Origin of the sequence: Nitrospira sp., from assembly GCA_029194675.1 — a bacterium.
GTDB lineage: Bacteria > Nitrospirota > Nitrospiria > Nitrospirales > Nitrospiraceae > Nitrospira_D.
The window spans coordinates 263,653-281,661 of record JARFXP010000003.1 but is presented as its reverse complement, the minus strand read 5'-3'; the positions used below and the strand labels follow the sequence as shown (position 1 = coordinate 281,661).

The window sequence follows — 18,009 nt, the reverse complement described above, 5'->3', positions numbered from 1 at the left end:
TCCGCAGACGCCGCAACCACCACCAAACCACAAGGTGAAGACATGAATCCTGACGATGTTCCAGGCACCTACGATCGGTATCGACTTCCGCGACACGTGATCCCAACACGCTATGACCTACGGCTTGAACCTGATCTCACGGCCGCAACATTCACAGGCCAGGTGACGATCGCGATCACAGTCAAACAGGCCACGCAGACCATCCTGTTGAACGCCGTCGATCTTGTGCTTCAATCAGCGCTGGTCGAGGGCGCAAATCGGCGGCAAGTGGAAGCGCTTATCGAATTGGACGAAAAGTCGCAACGGGTCGGGCTTTCCTTTCATGAACCCATCCAGCCTGGCGAATGGCGCCTGCTTCTTTCCTTTCATGGCCAGCTGAACGACCAGCTCCGCGGATTCTATCGTAGTACATACAAAGATGCTTCAGGAACGCTGCAGACGTTGGCCGCCACGCAGTTCGAAGCCACTGACGCGCGCCGAGCCTTCCCCTGTTGGGACGAACCGGATTTTAAGGCGGTCTTCGCGACTACGCTCGTGATCGACCCTCATCTCACGGCCATTTCAAACACGTTAGTCATATCGGAGTCCGTTCAAAGCAACAAGAAACTGGTACGGTTTGCAGACACCATCAAGATGTCGACCTATCTCGTGGCCTTCGTGGTCGGTCGTATGGAGGCGACGGGGCCGGTATGGGTCGGCAAGACACCCCTTCGGCTGTGGACGGTCCCAGGGAAACAACCGCTCACGCCGTTCGGACAGGAGATTGCCGTGGCGTCTCTGAAGTTTTTTGAGGACTACTACGGCATTCCGTACCCCGGAGACAAACTGGACCTTGTGGCCATCCCGGACTTTGCTTCCGGGGCGATGGAGAACCTCGGTGCCATCACGTTTCGTGAGACGGCGTTACTCGTGGATCGACGCACCGGCACCCATGCAGAGCTGGAACGGGTCGCCGACGTGGTGGCTCATGAAAACGCCCATATGTGGTTCGGCGACTTAGTCACCATGTCGTGGTGGAACGGGCTCTGGCTGAACGAGGCATTCGCGACCTTCATGGAAATGCTGGCCGTCGATGCCTGGAAACCGGAATGGAAACGATGGGAGAGCTTCAGCGTCGCACGAGCCGCCGCGTTCTCGGTCGATGGACTGGTGAGCACCAGACCGATCGAATATCCGGTTCACGCACCTAAAGATGCCGATGCGATGTTCGATATTTTGACTTATGAAAAAGGTGCGTCGGTTCTTCGGATGCTGGAGCAACATATCGGTCACACCGTCTTCCGTGACGGTGTCCGGCAGTACCTTCGCACCCATGCCTATGCCAATGCCGATACGAATGATCTGTGGATGGCTCTTGGCACGGTCTCCAACCAACCGGTCCCCGAGCTGATGAACGGCTGGATCTTTCAACCAGGCTTCCCATTGGTGACGGCGGAAGTGCGTGGCAACGAACTGCGGCTCTCCCAGCAACGATTCACCTATATCCCGCAGCCGTCGACCGCTGAGCAGCTGTGGCAGATCCCCATCCAGATTCGGCTCGTCCTCGGGGATTGTACGGAACATCGCCGCCTGCTGTTGACTGAGCGTGAGACGAAGTTTGGAATACCGGCTGGGGTCACCTCCGTCTTTGTCAACGAAGGAGGGCATGGGTTCTATCGTGTCCGCCACCGGGCTCAGCTCCTAGAGCGACTATTCGATCAGGGGCTTGATCGCCTGGAGGCCATAGAACGGTTCGCCCTTATCAGTGACGCCTGGGCCGCGACGGTAGCCGGGTTGATGCCGTTGCCCGAATACCTTCGCTTGACCGCACACTTCAGGAATGACCGGGACAAGAATGTCTGGGCGGTGCTGTTGGACTCGTTCACTTTCTTGAACCGGGTTATTTCTTCTGAGGATCGGCCGGCGCTCGAAGCATTTGTTTGTGACCTTGTGAAACCGGCCGTGACGGATCTCGGTTGGAACCCGCGGCCGGGAGAATCGGATCTTCTCCGGCAGTTGCGTGGGGATCTACTCGGCGCGGTTGGCAAGCTGGGCAATGATTCTGCCACACAACACCAGGCGGCGGAACGGTATCAGGGCTACCGGAAAGATCCGGCGACCGCCGACACGAATGTCGTACCCGCTCTTGTGGCCATTCTGGCCCATACAGGAGACGAAGCCCGTTACGATGAATTCTTGGAGCTCTATCGAACAGCCTCTACCCCTCAGGAAGAACGGCGGTACCTGTTTTCGTTGGCCTCATTTCGTCCCAAGGAATTACTGAAGCGGACGCTGGCCCGCACCATCAACGGCGAGATCCGCACCCAAGATGCCCCGTTCATTGTCGGAGCGCTACTGACGAATGTGTATGGCCGAGAACTTGCCTGGGAGTTTGTGAAAGCCAACTGGGAGCACATGGATCGACTCTTCCCGAAACAAGGCCTCAGGCGTATGTGCGGGGGCATCGTCGGGCTCACCACTCCGGACCTCGAACAAGACGTACGCGAATTCTTTACCTCCCGCAAGATCGATCTGGGCGGAAAAACGCTGGAGCAGTATTTCGAACAACTTCGTGTTGCCGTCTCGTTCCGCGAACGAGAAGGACGTACAATTCGAGCTGCGCTCGCCGTTCGGTAGGCGCATGAAACGCAGCGGATCGCTTTCCAACCGATGCGTAGATCCTCAAGGGCAGCATTCAGAAAGAAAGAGCCTGGAGCCAGCTTCTAGATACGCATTAGCTACTACGCATATTAGCTCCATTGTCGTGGCCACTGCGTCTCAGTACAATCAAAAGACGCCCTATTTGGAAAGTCCGATGTCCGATCTCCGTTGTCCGACCTGCGGGGCGAGTAAAATCAGGCTCGCCCACAGAAAATCACTTTCCGATGTTCTCCTGAGCGGTCTGACGATTTATCCCTTTCGGTGCCAGCTCTGCGCCGATCGCTTTCGAACCTTCCTCGGCCGTCGCACGCCCAATCCCAGACGTAGCTTTGAGCGCGTCGTGGTCTCATTCCCAGTCTGGTTCAAGCCCCGTCGGTCCAGATACCCAGATGAAATGGGACAAGAAGGCCTGATTGAGAACCTATCGATCCGTGGATGCCGGATTCGTTCCACCACCCCGATGCTGATCGGCTCGCGACTCGAAATGGAATTCCAGCATTCCAATGATTCCTTCCCGATTACGATCGATGAGGCCGTGGTGCGGTCGTCTGCTAATGGGGCGATCGGCCTGCGTTTCACTCAACTCCGCCGGAGCGAGGAGCGGCGCATTCGCCAGCTGATCGATGTGTGGTTGCCGGAACTCTTGCCGTCAAACCAGTAGTGCTCACTATCCTGGTGCCCATGGGGGTTTAAGACTATTCCTGGCGAAGCACCGCCAACGGTGGCTGGCCGAGTAGCCGATAGGTGCTGAGAAACCCGACCAGCATGGTGAGTGTGATCGTCGCTGTAAAGCCCATGGCCAGCACGGCTGGCTGGAGGCTCCAGGAGAGGTCAAACACTGTCGATAACACGGCCCAGGACAGAGCGCTGGCCAATGCGCATCCCAGAAGCCCGCCCAATGCCCCCAGGAGCGCGTATTCAGCCGCGAACGAGCGCACAATCACGCTGCGAGTCGCCCCCAGGGCTTTTAGAATGACTGATTCGTACAAGCGACGATAGCGCGTCGCCGCCAGAGCCGCTGCCATCACCAGACCTCCTGACAGCACACAGAACAAGGCCACGGCACGGATGGCGAGGGACAGTCGATCAAGTACCCGCGCAAAACTGTCGAGAACGTCGCCCATATTGATGGCCGTCACGTTGGGAAAGGATGCGACGACCTCTTGCTGCAACGCCACTTCTTCAGACGGCGCCACGTGAACGGTGGCCACAAAGGTGTGTGGAGCTCCATCGAGGGCACCCGGCGAAACAATCATGTAAAAGTTCGTGGAAAAGTTCCCCCACTCCACTTGCCGAATGCTGCTGATCTCTCCGGTGATGGGTACCCCCTGGATGTCGAGCTCAACAGTGTCTCCAACCGTAAGGCCAAGTTCCTTCGCCGCATCCTCCTCGATCGAGATCAGCGGTTTGGTAAAGACCTGTCCCGGCTTCCACCACTCGCCTTGTACGACCTTATTGTCTTTAGGGAGATCCTGGAGGAACGTCAGGACGTATTCCCGTGTCAGGTACCACCTCTTTCGCCGTTCTTCCTTCTGGGAAGTTTTCTCTTTCTGCTCCTCCTCCTCGGACGTCGCTTCAAACTTCACTGGTTCGTTCTTGACGGCGGATAGTCGGGATCGCACCAGCGGGGTCAATTGCGGGTTTGGATCACTAGACCGCCGGCGCAGGAGAGCGGCCATTCCTTCTGCCTGATCTGGTTGGATATCGATGAAAAAAAACGTCGGGGCGTCGGTCGGCCGATTGTCGCCTACTTCCGTGAGGAGGGAGCGCTCGACGAGCGACACGGTCGTCACGACCATGACGGCGATGCCGATGGCAATCGTGATGCTCACTGCCTGGCTACCGGGGCGCAGGACGTTGCCCAGCGCTTGACGAAGGACCAGCGCCTCCGGCCGTGGCCATTTCTTCATGACCATGAGCACACCCCGTGCCGATGCACCCAACAGCAGAACCGCAGCCGCGAAGGCCAGGACGAAAAGCAGTCCGACTTTCCAAGACCCAGCTTGCCATACTGACAAGAGCGCCAGTCCCAAGCCGATCCCTACCGATATCAGGATCTTTCCCCTGTCAACCTTGCGCCAAGCAACCCACCATCCTACCGTTGAATAGTTTGTCGTTGAGCTTAGTGGAACAATCTCACGGCGGAAGATCCGAGCCGGTTTGACTTCGCGGATCGTCAACAGCGGCCAAAGTGCAAAGAGCAGCGTGGACAACATGCCCAATACCAATCCCTTGGCAAGAGGAGCGAAGGCAAGATCCATCCCATTCGTCGCGAATCCCAATTGGTCAAGAAGATCCGATGCCATCAGGGCCACCATCATCCACGGAAGTCCTTGGTGGAGCAGTATACCGATCATCAGGCCGACCAAGCTTCCGACCAGCCCAAGAATCATCGCCTGTAATCCATAGGTCCAAATGATTGTAGGAGACTCTGCGCCGACCGTCTTCAAGATGGCGATCGTATTCAACTTTTCCCGCACAAAGGCATGAACCGACGTGGCAACCCCCAGGCCTCCTACAAACAACGCCGTCAATCCGATCAAGCCCAAATAACGGGTCAGCTGCTCCAAAGACTGCTTTAATTGCGGTTGTGCCTCTCGGTAACTCGATACGCGGACAGAGTCCGGCGCAAGTTCTCCCCTCAGCTCGTAGCGCAGCGGCTCAGGCGCCATAGTGCTTGGGATTTTCAGTAGATATCGTTCACGAATCCTGCTGCCCACTTTGATCAGTTCGGCCGCGGCAAGCCCCTCTCGTGAGATCAGGACTCGGGGACCAAGGCTGAAGGCGCTAGCCATGCGATCCGGTTCCGTCCTGACCAGGCCGGTGATGATGAACAGACCTTGTCCGATCCTAAGCTGATCTCCCATCACGAGCCCCATCCGGATCAGGAGAGACTCCTGAACGACTACTCCAAAACAGGTACGGTCTGGGCACCGGCGAGTTTGCCCGCCGAGAAGGTCCACCAAGTCGGCCTGTGGCTCCAGTCGGAGCGTGCCATACAACGGATACTGAGGCTCGACGGCTTTGAGCTCAATGATCTGAGTCGGCTGACCACTCCCGGATGATCCGACTCTCGCGGCCATCGCGATGAGCTCGCTGACGTGGGTGAGGGCGATTCCACGATCGCTCAACGAATCAAGAACTTCCTGGCCTTTGGGACTCATCAGGTGAGAGAGTCGGATTTCAAGGTCGCCTCCAAGCAGGCCGCGCGCTTCTTTGGTCACGGCTCGTTCTACCTGCTTTCCAAAAAGAGAGACCCCGGTCACTGCTCCCACGCCGATCGCAATACAGACCAAGAAATAGAGAAAATGTCGCCATGCTGCCCGCGTCTCTCGCCATGCCATGTTGAATACAAAAGACGTCATGACCCGAATGTGGGGAAGGAATCCGACGATAACGGATCGGCGGAGGGCGCTCGCTCCGCACTTGGTGAGCCTGCCGAGAAGTCGTTGAGGAACTCCGAGGATGCAGGCATGCTGTCCGACTCGACCTGTCCGTCGCGGAGCGACAGAACACGCTGCATCGATGAGGCCAATGCCACGTCGTGCGTCACAAGCACGAGGGTGGTGCCATAATCGCGGTGGAGTGAAAGCAGCAACTCGATGACGTGGGCACCGGTAGAACTGTCGAGGTTTCCCGTCGGCTCATCCGCCAATAAGATAGGCGGCCGACAGGCAAAAGCCCGGGCCACGGCGACTCGTTGTTGTTCTCCCCCGGATAACTGAACCGGATAGTGCCCCATACGGTCGGCCAGCCCGACCGCAGCCAACAATTCAGCCGCGCGATCATCGACGCGGCTCGCTCCGTTGAGTTCCAGTGGAACGGAGACGTTCTCGATAGCCGTAAGGGTCGGGATCAGATTAAACGATTGGAAGATATAGCCCACCTTTTCGCGCCGGAAGCGGGCCATCCGGCTCTCACCCATCGTCGTGATCTCTGTTCCATCCAGGTGAATTGATCCAGTGGTCGGCCGATCGAGGCCGGCCATCAAACCAAGCAACGTCGACTTTCCACTTCCTGATGGCCCCACAATGGCCACAGTTTGCTTTGCCGGGATTTCAAAGGTGATGCGGTCAAGGATCGTGACCGAACGACTTGCCGCAGACAAGACCATCGAAATATCGTTCACGGTGATCATCAAAAACCTTGTTTGCCTTTCGAGATGAGAGAACTAGGAATGATATTATACTGTACAGAGTCAGTGATCGAGTATTGCTGCACATTACCAGTGAAACGATTTCATGACATAGTCGTGCCGACCTTCTTGATGCTGCTTTGGTTGCTCACCTCGACAGCGATCTCTTCTTTCGCCTTGGACCATAGACCCCGTATCGTGGCGTTTGGCGACAGTCTCACGGCCGGACTTGGGGTGGAGGCCGATGAATCCTACCCAGCTCAGCTTCAACGTCGACTGGACAGCCTCGGCTACCACTATCGGGTGATCAACGCCGGTGTGAGCGGTGACACGACAGCCGGTGGACTTCGACGAGTACCCTGGATCCTCAACAACAAGCCTGAGCTGGTGATTCTCGAATTGGGCGCGAACGATGGCCTTCGAGGGCTCTCGATCGATCACGCAAAAAGCAATCTTCGTCAGATCATCCGACAATTACAAGAGGGCGGTACGACCGTTGTCTTGGCTGGGATGAAGTTGCCGCCGAATTATGGACATGAGTACACGGCACGGTTCGAAGCCATGTATCGGGTGCTGGCCAAAGAGAACGAGCTTGCTCTGATCCCCTTCTTCCTCGAAGGGGTCGGAGGTTCGTCCTCGTTGAATCAGGCTGACGGCATTCATCCGACTAAGGAAGGCTATGAGATTATCGTCGACCAAGTACTCAAAGTTCTCAGGCCAGTGCTGAATGACCGGTTATACAAGCCCGGGGCTGTGCAGAAGCAAAGTTGAAGGCAAGAACACTCGATCAAAATCAGCAGAACGGAGAAACTACAAGACACAGCGCCATAAGTCGCGTCGACGAAGCGCTATTCCCTACGACTTCTTGAAAAACGTGTCGTAAACGCCGTACGCAAGCACCACTCCAATCAGCGTATAGTACAAGCCTGTGATTCCGCTATAATCAGGAGCCCCTCCTCCCTCCGGGGCGTTCGCCAACGCCGGTAACGCTTGGACGAGCAAAGTCCCCATTAACAGAGTTGTTCGTGAACGTTGCCGTTTCATCTCTACCCCCTTCCAAATCCACACACCAAAATTGTGGCGTATTCTACTGGATGCCGGCTTGAAGGCGCAAGCGGAATCGAGTCGAGGGAGAATCAGCGTAAGCACGGACGGGGCAAATTACTATTCGTGCCGAGGAAGCGAAACAGCTGACTGAAGTGCCTCAGCCACATCCTTAAACGAGCCGATAAGCTTATCGAGCTGCGAGCCCTTCTGGAGCATATCGCCCGTAACAGCCCGCATTTGCCTGGCATGCTGTACGACTTCAGCAGTCAACTCGCTGACTCTGGTGAGCACCTCCTTGTACGAATCCACTTCTCGTTGAAGTTCCCGAGTGGTGGCCTGCGCAGCATTGCTTTCTCGCAGAGAGGTTTGGAATTGTTGTGTGAGCCGTCCAACCTCCGAGTCACGGTCTTTCAACTGAGATTCGAGGCTCGTCATGACCTCTTCGCTTTCCCTGCGTCGATCCTCAAGATTCCTAATCGCTCGAATCCACGTTGAGATCGCTCCAGGACCGACTGTGGGAGGACCGGGAAGCGGCTCCTGCCTTTCCAGCGCTTTCGCCGCCGGTTGCAACCATTCCAAAAAGACCATGACATCGCTGAGTTTTACGTCGGACGGCATCGAGTGCGCGGTGGTTCTTTTCCCATTATCAGAGGGACCCTCAGAGGGACCCTTCGGAAGCGTCGTTATCGATTCCTTCCCTAGGCTGGAGTTCCGGGATTGATGAGGCTGGGCCCATCGCCGATATTCCAGCAGCACCGCGATGCAATGGCGGCACATGGGCTCTTCGGGAAGCGTGCAGGAACACTTCGAGACGAGGTGGCCGTCTTTCAGTCGGATGTTCTGCTCGTACAGACCGCCATTGCCGATGACGGTGGACGTGATCTGGGAATCATCGGCCTCAACGATACGGACCCGATTCGCAGTCAAGTACTGATGGGCAATTTGAAACGCCGAGGCATTCGACACGGCCTGGATCATTTCAGAGGTCAACAATCCAAGGCGCTCGGCACTGCAGGAAATTTTGTTTCGCATCTAAACGCGTTGAAATCTTGGGCAAGCATCGCGCATGATGGCCACAGTGTGACGAGCGAGTTGAATCCTGTCAAGCAATGACCGGTTTTGCGTTACCCTCTCTCTCCTTGACTCTCTACAGAAAAAGGCTCTGAGTTTTTCTACCGGCAGGGTTTGGCGGAACTGGACTTGCCCATGGGCGTCAGCCAAATATAGTCCGCGATGGATTCCTGCACGAGAGCCCGGACATCGGACGATTTACCTGGCTCAAACGACATCATGTAAATCGTGGTCTGTTTGACCTCCCCTCCCAGGCGCCTGGCGACCCGCTTCGGCACGGGGAGGTTATATTGAACATGGCCCCCACCCGTGTAACTCACGATCATACGGCGGGAGCCGTCGTTCTCGCGGCGAAGTTCTTCTTGCCTGATGGCCAACGTTCTCGCCATGCCCTCATCCCGAACCATCGACGCCTCATACATCGTTTGGTAGTGCTCCTCGGTTCCTCCGTGACACCGTTTCAACTGATCGACGATCCTCTCCCGGTACGCCGGATCGTCGACGATCTCCTCCTGCAGGATACGCCACGGCGCCCATTCAGCCTCTTGCCTGGCCTGGTCAAGCCCCACTTTCACGACTCGACGAATCAAGGGTTTGGGTGGATTCATCGCCCGGACGGACAAATGCCGGTTTTGAGCAAAGCTCACCAATGGAGCGTAGTCATCAAACGCACCCCCCCAATTTTGTTTCCAGCGCACCTGTTCCAAAAACTCGTTCGTGTCCGACTGAGCGGTCGAGACATAGTCATCGAGTGCCGGTTGACCGTCCCAGCCGAACATCTCCATTCCAATGGTGGGTTCAATACCGTCGGCCACCAATTGATCCAGCACTTTCAGTGCTGCTTCGATATGGTATGGATTGTGGTGCTCCTCTCCGAGATAGACAATGTCGGACTGTTCCAGCTTCGTGAGGAATTCTGAAAACGGAACCGCACGACCGGTTTGAGTTTCGAGGATCTGCCAGGGCTGCCATTCCCCTTCGACGACGGGGCGCAGGTTATCATCGCGCTCCGCCGCACTGCCGATCGGGAATGCCAGGAGCCCTACAAACAAGCCCAGCATGACGGTCGATCGCCAACGCAGAGGATCGGTGGGCAGGAATCGCGACCTCATGAAAACACTCCTACCACATAGAATGAACATCAACAAGCGGACTTGACCCTGAAGTTTGATGATGACTATCCTCTTCAATCATGCAGTCTCATTGACATCTCACGCCCACAGCCCATCACGCTTCCATGAGTCCAGACCCCCTCGCCGAATTCCGCCGTGTCGTAAGTCTTCATGCGCGTCAGTCTCGCGGACAATGGGAGGCTTCAAAGAAGTTGCTGGAAGAGACTACCTTTCCCTCCACCATCGCCCGACTCTCTGAGACCGTTCAGAGCAAAGATCTTCCGGCTTCGGTGAAAGAAACCTTGTTGCGCCTCCTCGAACGGCACAGGCCACGGCGCGTTCAGGATCTGGACCGAGCATGCCTCAAGTCCGTTACGGGCCTTCCACCTGCAAAAGCCCTACGCGCGCTTGTCGTCTTTTTTGAGTTGGTGCCGGCAGCCGCCTCGAAATGGCCTCTGGCTCATCTGTCGAGCGAGGAAGTCGAGGAAGCCGTGCGCAATCTGGACAATCCGTTCGATCTCCTTCGTCGCACCGACGTGGCGTCTGTGTTGGAGATTGGAGCCGGCGATCTCTCGTTCGCTGAGGAACTCGTCGATCTGTACGGCCCTGAGCTCAAGCAACACCACCATCCATTCATCGTCCACTGCCTAGACCGACTCGATCCTCGTTCTGAACTGGGCGGTCCACTCCATGCGAATCCGGAGAGATTGCAAAAGTTCCAGCGGAAGGAGGGCCTGTCTTTCTCCTTCTTCGGCAAGCAGGACATGTTTGAACTTGGAGATCTGGATAGGCAGGAGTTGCTGGCACCACGATATACCATCGCCACCTGTTGGGCACCAGCCACACCGACATTTGCCTACGAGCCGACCAGGCTCTCTGAAATCTTCATCCGCAACGAGCTGGAGCGGACCAAGGGCGAGTTTCATCAAGTACGTTTTGGGAAGGAACAAGCGCTCGAAGTCCTGCATGCGGGTCGCGCTCTTCTCTTCCCACCCTGGAAGTTTGAGGTCATCGGCCCCCTTCCCCTCCTCAGCTTGCTCGCCCGTCGCGGATCACTCTGTGTGCTCGGATCAGTGGATGCGCAGGTGTTTTGGGAACTCTTGGCACAGTTGCTGGAGGACCCCCGCTATCGCCCGCAAGACCAACCATTTGACTCCGTCAATCTGCCCAAGATCTTCGGCGAGGTCTATCATATTCTTGCCGGTCTGCAGATCGGCGAATCGATTGACTTGGCTGAAGTGGCGGCCCTTCGGCGTCACTATCTTCAGTCAGCCTCATCAGCCTTCATAGACTGCGTTGCAGGTCATTTTCGGTATGTCCGCATCAGCCGAGGCGCCATCTTCCCTGGCACTCCGGCGAGCAGCACCGCACGCAAGTTCTCCGACATGATGGAAGAAGCGCCTCCGTGGATGCTCACGCTTGTTCCGGCTTAGAACTTCGGTGTAAGCCCCACGACTCGATGCAATGGGCGTAGGGACGGAAACACATGAATATTTGACCGTTTTTCGACCTATTGTTAGACTTCGAGCGTGTCCGATCACCAAGCAATTCTCAACCGACACCCCACGCTTTAGTTCCAACATGAATTCGACCCAGACCATTCGAGCCATCCAGGAGAATATTGCGCGGGTGATCAAGGGCAAACCGCAAGTGATCGAAATGAGCCTGGTCGCCCTCCTAGCGCGAGGGCATCTTCTGCTCGAAGACGTGCCGGGAGTCGGGAAAACGACGCTCGCACATAGTCTTGCGCGATCGCTGGATTGTTCCTTCAAGCGCATTCAGTTTACGAGCGATCTGCTTCCATCTGATATCGTCGGGGTCTCGATATTCAATCGTCAGAAACAGGCATTTGAATTCATGCCCGGTCCGATCTTCGCCAACATCGTGCTCGCGGATGAGATCAACCGAACGACGCCGAAGACGCAGAGTAGTCTGTTGGAAGCGATGAGCGAAGCGCAGATTTCGTTCGACAATAAGACCTATCCCTTGAATCAGCCCTTCATGGTCATTGCGACGCAGAATCCAGCCGAATACCATGGCACGTTTCCGCTCCCGGAGTCCCAACTGGATCGGTTCTTGATGCGGCTTCGCATCGGCTATCCCTCGCCGGAGGAAGAAAAAAAGGTCCTCGACCGACCGCAATCGCTTCATCCGGCCGAAGAGCTCCAGCCGTTGCTCACGGCTCATGATGTCCTTCTGCTCCAGGATCAGGTCGATCAGGTTCTCATGGAGGAAAGCATCACGGACTATCTCCTGGCCATTGTCCAAAGCACCAGGCAGTCGGATCTGCTGTCATTGGGCGTGAGTACCAGAGGAGCGTTGGCGTTGAGCCGCGCTGCCAAGGCGTTGTCGCTCGTCCGTGGACGGACCTATTGTCTGCCGGACGATATTAAAGAGCTGGCCCCCATCGTGTTGTCTCACCGCATTATGGTGGCCCGCACGCAAGGGTTGCATCAGAGAACCTTTGAGCAAGCGGAGGGGATCATCCAGGATCTGGTCGATACGATTCCTGTCCCTGTCTAGCTCATACCCGAAGTCTCCGTCCTCGCCTGGCGCAGGTGGTACATGCCGCATCAACCTCCTTCCTTCCTCCGTCGATTATTTCGCCACCGTAGAACGAACGTGACCTCAGAAGGCGTTCAATTCCTGCTGTTTACCCTGGCGATCGGCCTCGCAGCCATCAATACCGGCAACAATCTCTTCTATCTCTTGTTCGCCATGATGCTGAGCCTCATTTTGACCTCGGGAGTTGTGGCGGAATACTGTCTGCGACGGTTGGAATTCCACCGTCATCTTCCCGATCATCTCCTTGTGAATGAACCGGCCACCGTCACGCTGGTCGCGAAGAATCGGAAGTCATGGCTCGCCAGCTTTTCCTTGACGATGTTTGATGTCAGCGACGGTCACGAGTTGCAGCGAGGTCTGGAGATTCGCCAACTCCTTCCAGGCGCGAGCCGGCTCTTGTCGTATCCTCTCGTTGCCACGCGGCGTGGCCGGCTGCAATTAGGCGGGGTGTGCGTCGAGACGGAGTTTCCCTTCGGACTCTTCAAGAAACAAACCTTTTACCCGCTTGAAGCAGCAGTCATTGTCTGCCCGGAAATCAAGCCGATGGACGAGAGCCTGTTACAAGGCCTTTTCCCTGCAGGACCGGAACGGAGCGTCCACCGACGAGGATATGGCAATGATCTGTACAATCTGCGCCTGTATCAAGCCGGGGATGACTCGCGGAAAATCCACTGGCCGACGACGGCACGGACGTCCCAATTGACGGTTCGAGAAACCGAGGCCGAAGACCAACGCCGAGCCATCGTTCATCTACCGATTATCGCTCCAGTGAGCCACGATGCCTTGTTTGAACAGGCGGTCTCCCTCACGGCCTCCATCATTCAGCTCCTGGCACAACGCGGGTATCTTCTCCAGTTAATCGTGGGGTCGTCGCGCTCTTCATTCGGTCAAGGCGACCTTCACCTCTTGGACCTTCTTCGAATGCTCGCCCTCTGCGAACGGCGCTCGCCTCATGCAGACTCTGTCGTGCCGGATGAATTGCCCGGCGACTCATTAGGGATCGAAGGGGGAACGATGATCGTCGTGCAGTCATGGCTGGGACCGGGGGATATGGAGTCCAAACACCCCACCATTCTGATTGACGGAGCCGTCATCGCCGGAGCGTCACATGCCGTTTGATCAGGCCCTTCGGTTCGCGTCGATTTGGTTGGCATCCACGTCCTTCATCGGATTGACGCTCGGGGCAGGTCTGCCGGAATGGCTGGCTGCGCTGACCGGGGCTGCGCTGATCGTGGCTCTCTTGCGGAACGGAGGGGGTAGGTTTGTGGAGCGGCTTGCCATGTTGACGCCAATTTCAGCCTCCGGATGGAATCTTCTTGTCATCCTCGGCTTTCTTGGCTTCTGGGTGGATGTGTTGTGGGTCTCGGGAGAACTCCTTTCGGCAGGAGTTCACTTCCTCATGGTCCTTATGATCATCAAGCTCTTCAACCTCAAGCTTCGCCGCGATTATCTGCATCTCTACGCCATCAGCCTCGTGGCGATCCTGGCCTCCGGGTCCCTCACGACGGAGCTATGGTACCTCCCCATTTTCTTGCTCTATCTTTTGGCAGCTGTGTGGACCCTGTTGCTGTTTCAGCTGACCAAAAATCGAGATGGCACCCGAATGCCGACGATGTCGGCCACTCTGCGAGCACAACCTCCTGCCTCGGTCAGCCAGGTGACACCACAACTCTTTTGGCTTGCGAACGGGCTTGCCCTCGCAACCTTTGGTCTAACGTTAGCGATTTTCTTTACGATTCCCCGAGTCAGTGCAGGGTTCTACCAAAAAGGCTTTGGGGAGAACATGCGCACGTCGGGATTCTCCGAAACGGTGAACTTGGGAGAGATCGGGCCCATCAAGCGAGATCCCACTGTCGTGATGCGGGTCGAGTTGCCCGATGGCTCTCGGCATGAAGCGGGTCGGCTGTATTTACGAGGTGTGGCATTCGATCAATACGACGGCAAGGCCTGGACGAATCGACTGAGTTACCGACGGACTGTGCGCGAAGACGGGACCGGGACGTTCGTCCTTCACGGTACTCGATCTCCCGCGTCGGCCCGCCTTGGCGAAACCATCCGACAGACCATTCTTTTGGAACCGCTCGACACCACCGTGCTTTTTGCTGCCCCTCATATCGAGAGAGTCAGTGGAAAATTCCCGAACGTCCAGTCAGACCTAACCGGATCTGCCTACTTGCCATTCCCCAGTTCGTCGCGAATCGAGTATTCCGTCCTTTCCCGCTCCAACCCGGTACTACCGGCGGATCTCAGTTCGGAATCCAGCCTCTACCCGGAATCATTTGCCCGACATTTCTTGCAGATCCCCGCTCAATCCGAACGGATCGCTGTCCTGGCCAAGGAAGTCACTCACACCCAACGCACGACGTACGACAAAGCCAACGCCATTCAATCGTTCCTGACGCGCAACTTTCGCTATAGCCTTGATGCGCCTCTGAGAGATCAGGACCAGCCGCTTGAAGAGTTTCTCTTCATCCGCAAGACCGGGTATTGCGAACATTATGCGACAGCCATGGTGATGATGCTCCGGACCATCGGAATCCCCGCGCGCCTCGTCACAGGCTTCCTCGCGACCGAATGGAACGAGTACGGAAACTACTACTTGGTCAGACAGCAGGACGCCCATGCCTGGGTCGAGATGCACCTACCGAATTCCGGGTGGATTACGATGGATCCAACTCCGCCTTCGATCGAAAATGTCGCCGGCGGGTCTCCCGCATGGCACGCGTTGGGACGGATGATGGATACTATCAGACTCCAGTGGAGCCGATTGTTTGTACAGTACAGTGCCACGGATCAACTTGCCGTTGTGCGGGAGTTGAAAGCGGGAGGTACATCAGCCCGAACCAAGGCACTCGATTCCATGGGCACACTCTTCAGCTCCTTCATGACGATGCTCGGTGGGATGACGGAATACGCATCGAGAGGAACGATACAGTCCTTGGCTGAGGTGCTTGGCCCAGCGCTGATCGGTCTCGCCGTTCTTCTCTGGCTAGGGATCAAGCAGCCCTGGGTCAAGGGGATGGCCGGTAAAAAGACGTCTCAGGACGAGCAGCTCATCACGCAGCTCTACGGACGAATGATCAGCCACCTAACTCGTAAGGGTATTTTAAAACCCACCGCGATGCCGCCCCTTGAGTTCGCCCGCCTCACTCAGGAACGATGGAGCGATGCCGGTTCGGTGGTCGCCTCCATTACAGAGCTCTATTGCCGAGCACGATTCGGTCGAATTTCTCCCACCAGAGAGGAACTGTCCCTCGCCGAAGATCATCTTCGCCAACTGATAGAGTTGCAGAAACCATAGGGCGATGGAATTGACGAGTGATCGTTGTCGGCCTTCGCGCTCCCTATTGTTCGACTCTCCGAAAGCCGGTATCCTTGCGCGCGCCGAGTACCCGACCGATCCTCAAGAAACATCTGTCAATTGCCCAAGATGGGATTATGGCCGTGAGCAATGGTGATCTGAACTGGATTGCAAACTTCATTTGGGGAATCGCGGATGATGTGCTGCGCGATCTCTATGTGCGTGGGAAATATCGCGATGTCATCCTGCCGATGACCGTGCTTCGCCGATTAGACGCCGTGTTGGAGCCGACCAAGCAAGCCGTGCTGGATATGAAGGCCTCGCTGGATAAGGCCAAGGTCGTTCATCAAGATCCGGCGTTGCGTCAGGCGGCAGGTCAGGATTTTTACAACACGTCAAAGTTTACACTTCGCGATCTCAAGGCCCGCGCGAATCAGCAGCAGCTCAGGGCTGATTTCGAGGCCTACTTGGATGGTTTCTCTCCCAACGTCCAAGACATCCTGGAGAAGTTTGAATTTCGAAACCAAATCCCACGCCTCTCAAAGGCCGATGCCCTCGGTACGTTAATCAACAAGTTCCTCTCGCCGGATATCAACCTAAGCCCCAATCCCGTCAAGAACCCTGATGGATCGGTGAAGCATCCGGGCCTTGATAATCATGCGATGGGGACGATGTTTGAAGAACTGGTCCGCCGGTTCAACGAGGAAAACAACGAAGAGGCCGGCGAACACTGGACGCCTCGCGATGCCGTGAAACTGATGGCCAAGCTCATCTTTCTCCCAATTGCCGAACAGATTCAGTCTGGTACCTATTTGCTCTATGACGGGGCCTGCGGCACGGGCGGCATGCTCACAGTGGCAGAAGATACGCTTCAGCAACTCGCGAGGGAGCACAAGAAGAAGGTGGCGACTCACCTCTACGGTCAGGAGATCAATGCCGAGACCTATGCCATCGCCAAGGCCGATCTGCTGCTCAAGGGAGAAGGCGAAGCGGCGGACAACATCATCGGGGGGCCGGAGCACTCGACGCTCTCGAACGATGCCTTTCCATCGCGCGAATTCGATTTCATGCTGTCGAACCCACCCTACGGCAAGAGTTGGAAGAGCGACCTCGAACGGATGGGCGGCAAGGAGGGCCTCAAGGACCCGCGCTTCATCATTCAGCACGCAGGAGAGGCCGAGTACTCGCTGGTGACTCGTTCCAGCGACGGCCAGATGCTGTTCTTGGCCAACATGCTTAGCAAGATGAAGCACAAGACCAAACTGGGAAGCCGTATCGCCGAGGTGCACAATGGCTCGTCGCTCTTCACCGGCGATGCCGGCCAGGGCGAGAGCAACATTCGCCGTTGGATCATCGAGAATGATTGGCTTGAAGCCATCGTTGCCCTGCCCCTCAACATGTTCTACAACACAGGCATTGCGACATACATTTGGATACTGACCAATCGAAAGCCGGATCATCGCAAGGGCAAGGTCCAGCTTATCGATGCGACACAGTGGTTCAAGCCGCTCCGTAAGAACCTCGGCAAAAAGAACTGCGAGTTATCGGATGGCAACATCAAGCGTATCTGCCAGACCTTTCTCGAATTCAAAGAGACCGAGCAATCGAAAATCTTCCCCAACGCCGCCTTTGGCTATTGGAAGGTCACGGTCGAGCGGCCGCTCCGGCTCAAGGGCATTGATCCGACCCGAGCCTATACACCCAAAGAGATTAAGGCACTGAGGGAGACTGCCGAGCGGGATGAGAACGCGCTGCCTGTCATCAAGAAAGTGCATAAAAGGGGTTCCAAGCCTGATCCGCTGCGCGGGCTCTTCGAGGTCACACTCGATGGAAAGCCATGCGTGGTTGAGTACGAGCCCGATACGGTACTCCGCGATACGGAGCAGATCCCGCTGCTGGAGGAAGGCGGTATCGAAGCCTTTATCCGACGAGAAGTTCTGCCCCACGCGACCGATGCCTGGTACGACGCCGAGAGCGTGAAAACCGGCTACGAGATCAACTTCACCCGCTACTTCTACAGGCCGCAACCACTGCGATCACTTCATGAAATCAGAGCCGACATCCTGAAATTGGAGAAGGAGACAGAGGGACTGCTGGGTGAGATTGTTGGGGGAGGCAAGGCATGACTGCTACCCTGA

Annotated in this window: 13 protein-coding genes; 8 read left to right on the top strand and 5 right to left on the bottom strand. The window is 56.4% G+C overall.

The genetic code is table 11. The features are described from left to right. Positions 1 to 42: 42 nt before the first annotated feature. Together P0120_16245 and P0120_16240 are read left to right on the top strand one after the other, a co-directional pair. Positions 43 to 2,616, top strand: coding sequence for a M1 family metallopeptidase (locus tag P0120_16245; GenBank protein ID MDF0675863.1), 2,574 nt, complete (start codon positions 43 to 45; stop codon positions 2,614 to 2,616). Positions 2,617 to 2,794: 178 nt separating this feature from the next. Then, the gene (locus P0120_16240) at positions 2,795 to 3,301 is read left to right on the top strand and encodes a PilZ domain-containing protein (protein ID MDF0675862.1); all 507 of its coding nucleotides are present in this window, start codon (positions 2,795 to 2,797) and stop codon (positions 3,299 to 3,301) included. A 34-nt stretch (positions 3,302 to 3,335) separates the two neighbouring features. Here the strand turns inward: P0120_16240 and P0120_16235 are convergent, their stop codons facing one another. Further along, positions 3,336 to 6,005: an ABC transporter permease gene (locus P0120_16235; protein ID MDF0675861.1), complete on the bottom strand. Its 2,670-nt coding sequence runs from the start codon at positions 6,003 to 6,005 to the stop codon at positions 3,336 to 3,338. After that, positions 6,002 to 6,778, bottom strand: a complete 777-nt coding sequence (locus P0120_16230; GenBank protein MDF0675860.1) for an ABC transporter ATP-binding protein — start codon at positions 6,776 to 6,778, stop codon at positions 6,002 to 6,004. The genes P0120_16235 and P0120_16230 overlap by 4 nt, the downstream gene beginning before the upstream one ends. A 90-nt stretch (positions 6,779 to 6,868) precedes the next feature. On the opposite strand from P0120_16230, the gene P0120_16225 reads away from it, so the two are divergent. Continuing rightward, complete coding sequence (locus P0120_16225) at positions 6,869 to 7,546, top strand: arylesterase (protein MDF0675859.1); 678 nt, start codon at positions 6,869 to 6,871, stop codon at positions 7,544 to 7,546. Between the two features lie 84 nt (positions 7,547 to 7,630). Here the strand turns inward: P0120_16225 and P0120_16220 are convergent, their stop codons facing one another. From P0120_16220 to P0120_16210, 3 genes are all read right to left on the bottom strand, one after another. Further along, positions 7,631 to 7,819 (bottom strand): hypothetical protein, encoded by a 189-nt coding sequence (locus P0120_16220; GenBank protein MDF0675858.1) that lies wholly within the window; start codon positions 7,817 to 7,819, stop codon positions 7,631 to 7,633. A gap of 120 nt (positions 7,820 to 7,939) precedes the next feature. Beyond that, positions 7,940 to 8,854, bottom strand: coding sequence for a hypothetical protein (locus P0120_16215; GenBank protein MDF0675857.1), 915 nt, complete (start codon positions 8,852 to 8,854; stop codon positions 7,940 to 7,942). A 140-nt stretch (positions 8,855 to 8,994) separates the two neighbouring features. Beyond that, on the bottom strand, positions 8,995 to 10,005 hold the full coding sequence (locus P0120_16210; protein ID MDF0675856.1) for a ChaN family lipoprotein: 1,011 nt from the start codon (positions 10,003 to 10,005) through the stop codon (positions 8,995 to 8,997). Positions 10,006 to 10,130: 125 nt separating this feature from the next. Here P0120_16210 and P0120_16205 point away from each other — a divergent pair, with 125 nt between their 5' ends. The 5 genes from P0120_16205 to P0120_16185 all read left to right on the top strand — a co-directional run bounded on the left by P0120_16205 (position 10,131) and on the right by P0120_16185 (position 17,997). Continuing rightward, on the top strand, positions 10,131 to 11,438 hold the full coding sequence (locus P0120_16205; protein MDF0675855.1) for a hypothetical protein: 1,308 nt from the start codon (positions 10,131 to 10,133) through the stop codon (positions 11,436 to 11,438). Between the two features lie 148 nt (positions 11,439 to 11,586). After that, positions 11,587 to 12,528, top strand: coding sequence for a MoxR family ATPase (locus tag P0120_16200; GenBank protein MDF0675854.1), 942 nt, complete (start codon positions 11,587 to 11,589; stop codon positions 12,526 to 12,528). Positions 12,529 to 12,627: 99 nt separating this feature from the next. Continuing rightward, positions 12,628 to 13,689 (top strand): DUF58 domain-containing protein, encoded by a 1,062-nt coding sequence (locus P0120_16195; protein ID MDF0675853.1) that lies wholly within the window; start codon positions 12,628 to 12,630, stop codon positions 13,687 to 13,689. Beyond that, positions 13,679 to 15,871, top strand: a complete 2,193-nt coding sequence (locus P0120_16190; GenBank protein ID MDF0675852.1) for a DUF3488 and transglutaminase-like domain-containing protein — start codon at positions 13,679 to 13,681, stop codon at positions 15,869 to 15,871. Before P0120_16195 ends, P0120_16190 begins: the two co-directional genes overlap by 11 nt. Positions 15,872 to 15,888: 17 nt before the next feature. Next, a complete protein-coding gene (locus tag P0120_16185; GenBank protein MDF0675851.1) occupies positions 15,889 to 17,997 on the top strand; it encodes a class I SAM-dependent DNA methyltransferase in 2,109 nt (702 codons plus the stop codon). The last annotated feature ends 12 nt before the right edge of the window (positions 17,998 to 18,009 follow it).

What these genes read in the sequence shown, in the direction of transcription:
- P0120_16245 (MDF0675863.1), top strand. Translation starts at nt 43, where the DNA reads ATGAATCCTGACGATGTTCCAGGCACCTACGATCGGTATCGACTTCCG.
- P0120_16240 (MDF0675862.1), top strand. Translation starts at nt 2,795, where the DNA reads ATGTCCGATCTCCGTTGTCCGACCTGCGGGGCGAGTAAAATCAGGCTC.
- P0120_16235 (MDF0675861.1), bottom strand. Translation starts at nt 6,005, where the DNA reads ATGACGTCTTTTGTATTCAACATGGCATGGCGAGAGACGCGGGCAGCA.
- P0120_16230 (MDF0675860.1), bottom strand. Translation starts at nt 6,778, where the DNA reads ATGATCACCGTGAACGATATTTCGATGGTCTTGTCTGCGGCAAGTCGT.
- P0120_16220 (MDF0675858.1), bottom strand. Translation starts at nt 7,819, where the DNA reads ATGAAACGGCAACGTTCACGAACAACTCTGTTAATGGGGACTTTGCTC.
- P0120_16215 (MDF0675857.1), bottom strand. Translation starts at nt 8,854, where the DNA reads ATGCGAAACAAAATTTCCTGCAGTGCCGAGCGCCTTGGATTGTTGACC.
- P0120_16210 (MDF0675856.1), bottom strand. Translation starts at nt 10,005, where the DNA reads ATGAGGTCGCGATTCCTGCCCACCGATCCTCTGCGTTGGCGATCGACC.
- P0120_16205 (MDF0675855.1), top strand. Translation starts at nt 10,131, where the DNA reads ATGAGTCCAGACCCCCTCGCCGAATTCCGCCGTGTCGTAAGTCTTCAT.
- P0120_16200 (MDF0675854.1), top strand. Translation starts at nt 11,587, where the DNA reads ATGAATTCGACCCAGACCATTCGAGCCATCCAGGAGAATATTGCGCGG.
- P0120_16190 (MDF0675852.1), top strand. Translation starts at nt 13,679, where the DNA reads ATGCCGTTTGATCAGGCCCTTCGGTTCGCGTCGATTTGGTTGGCATCC.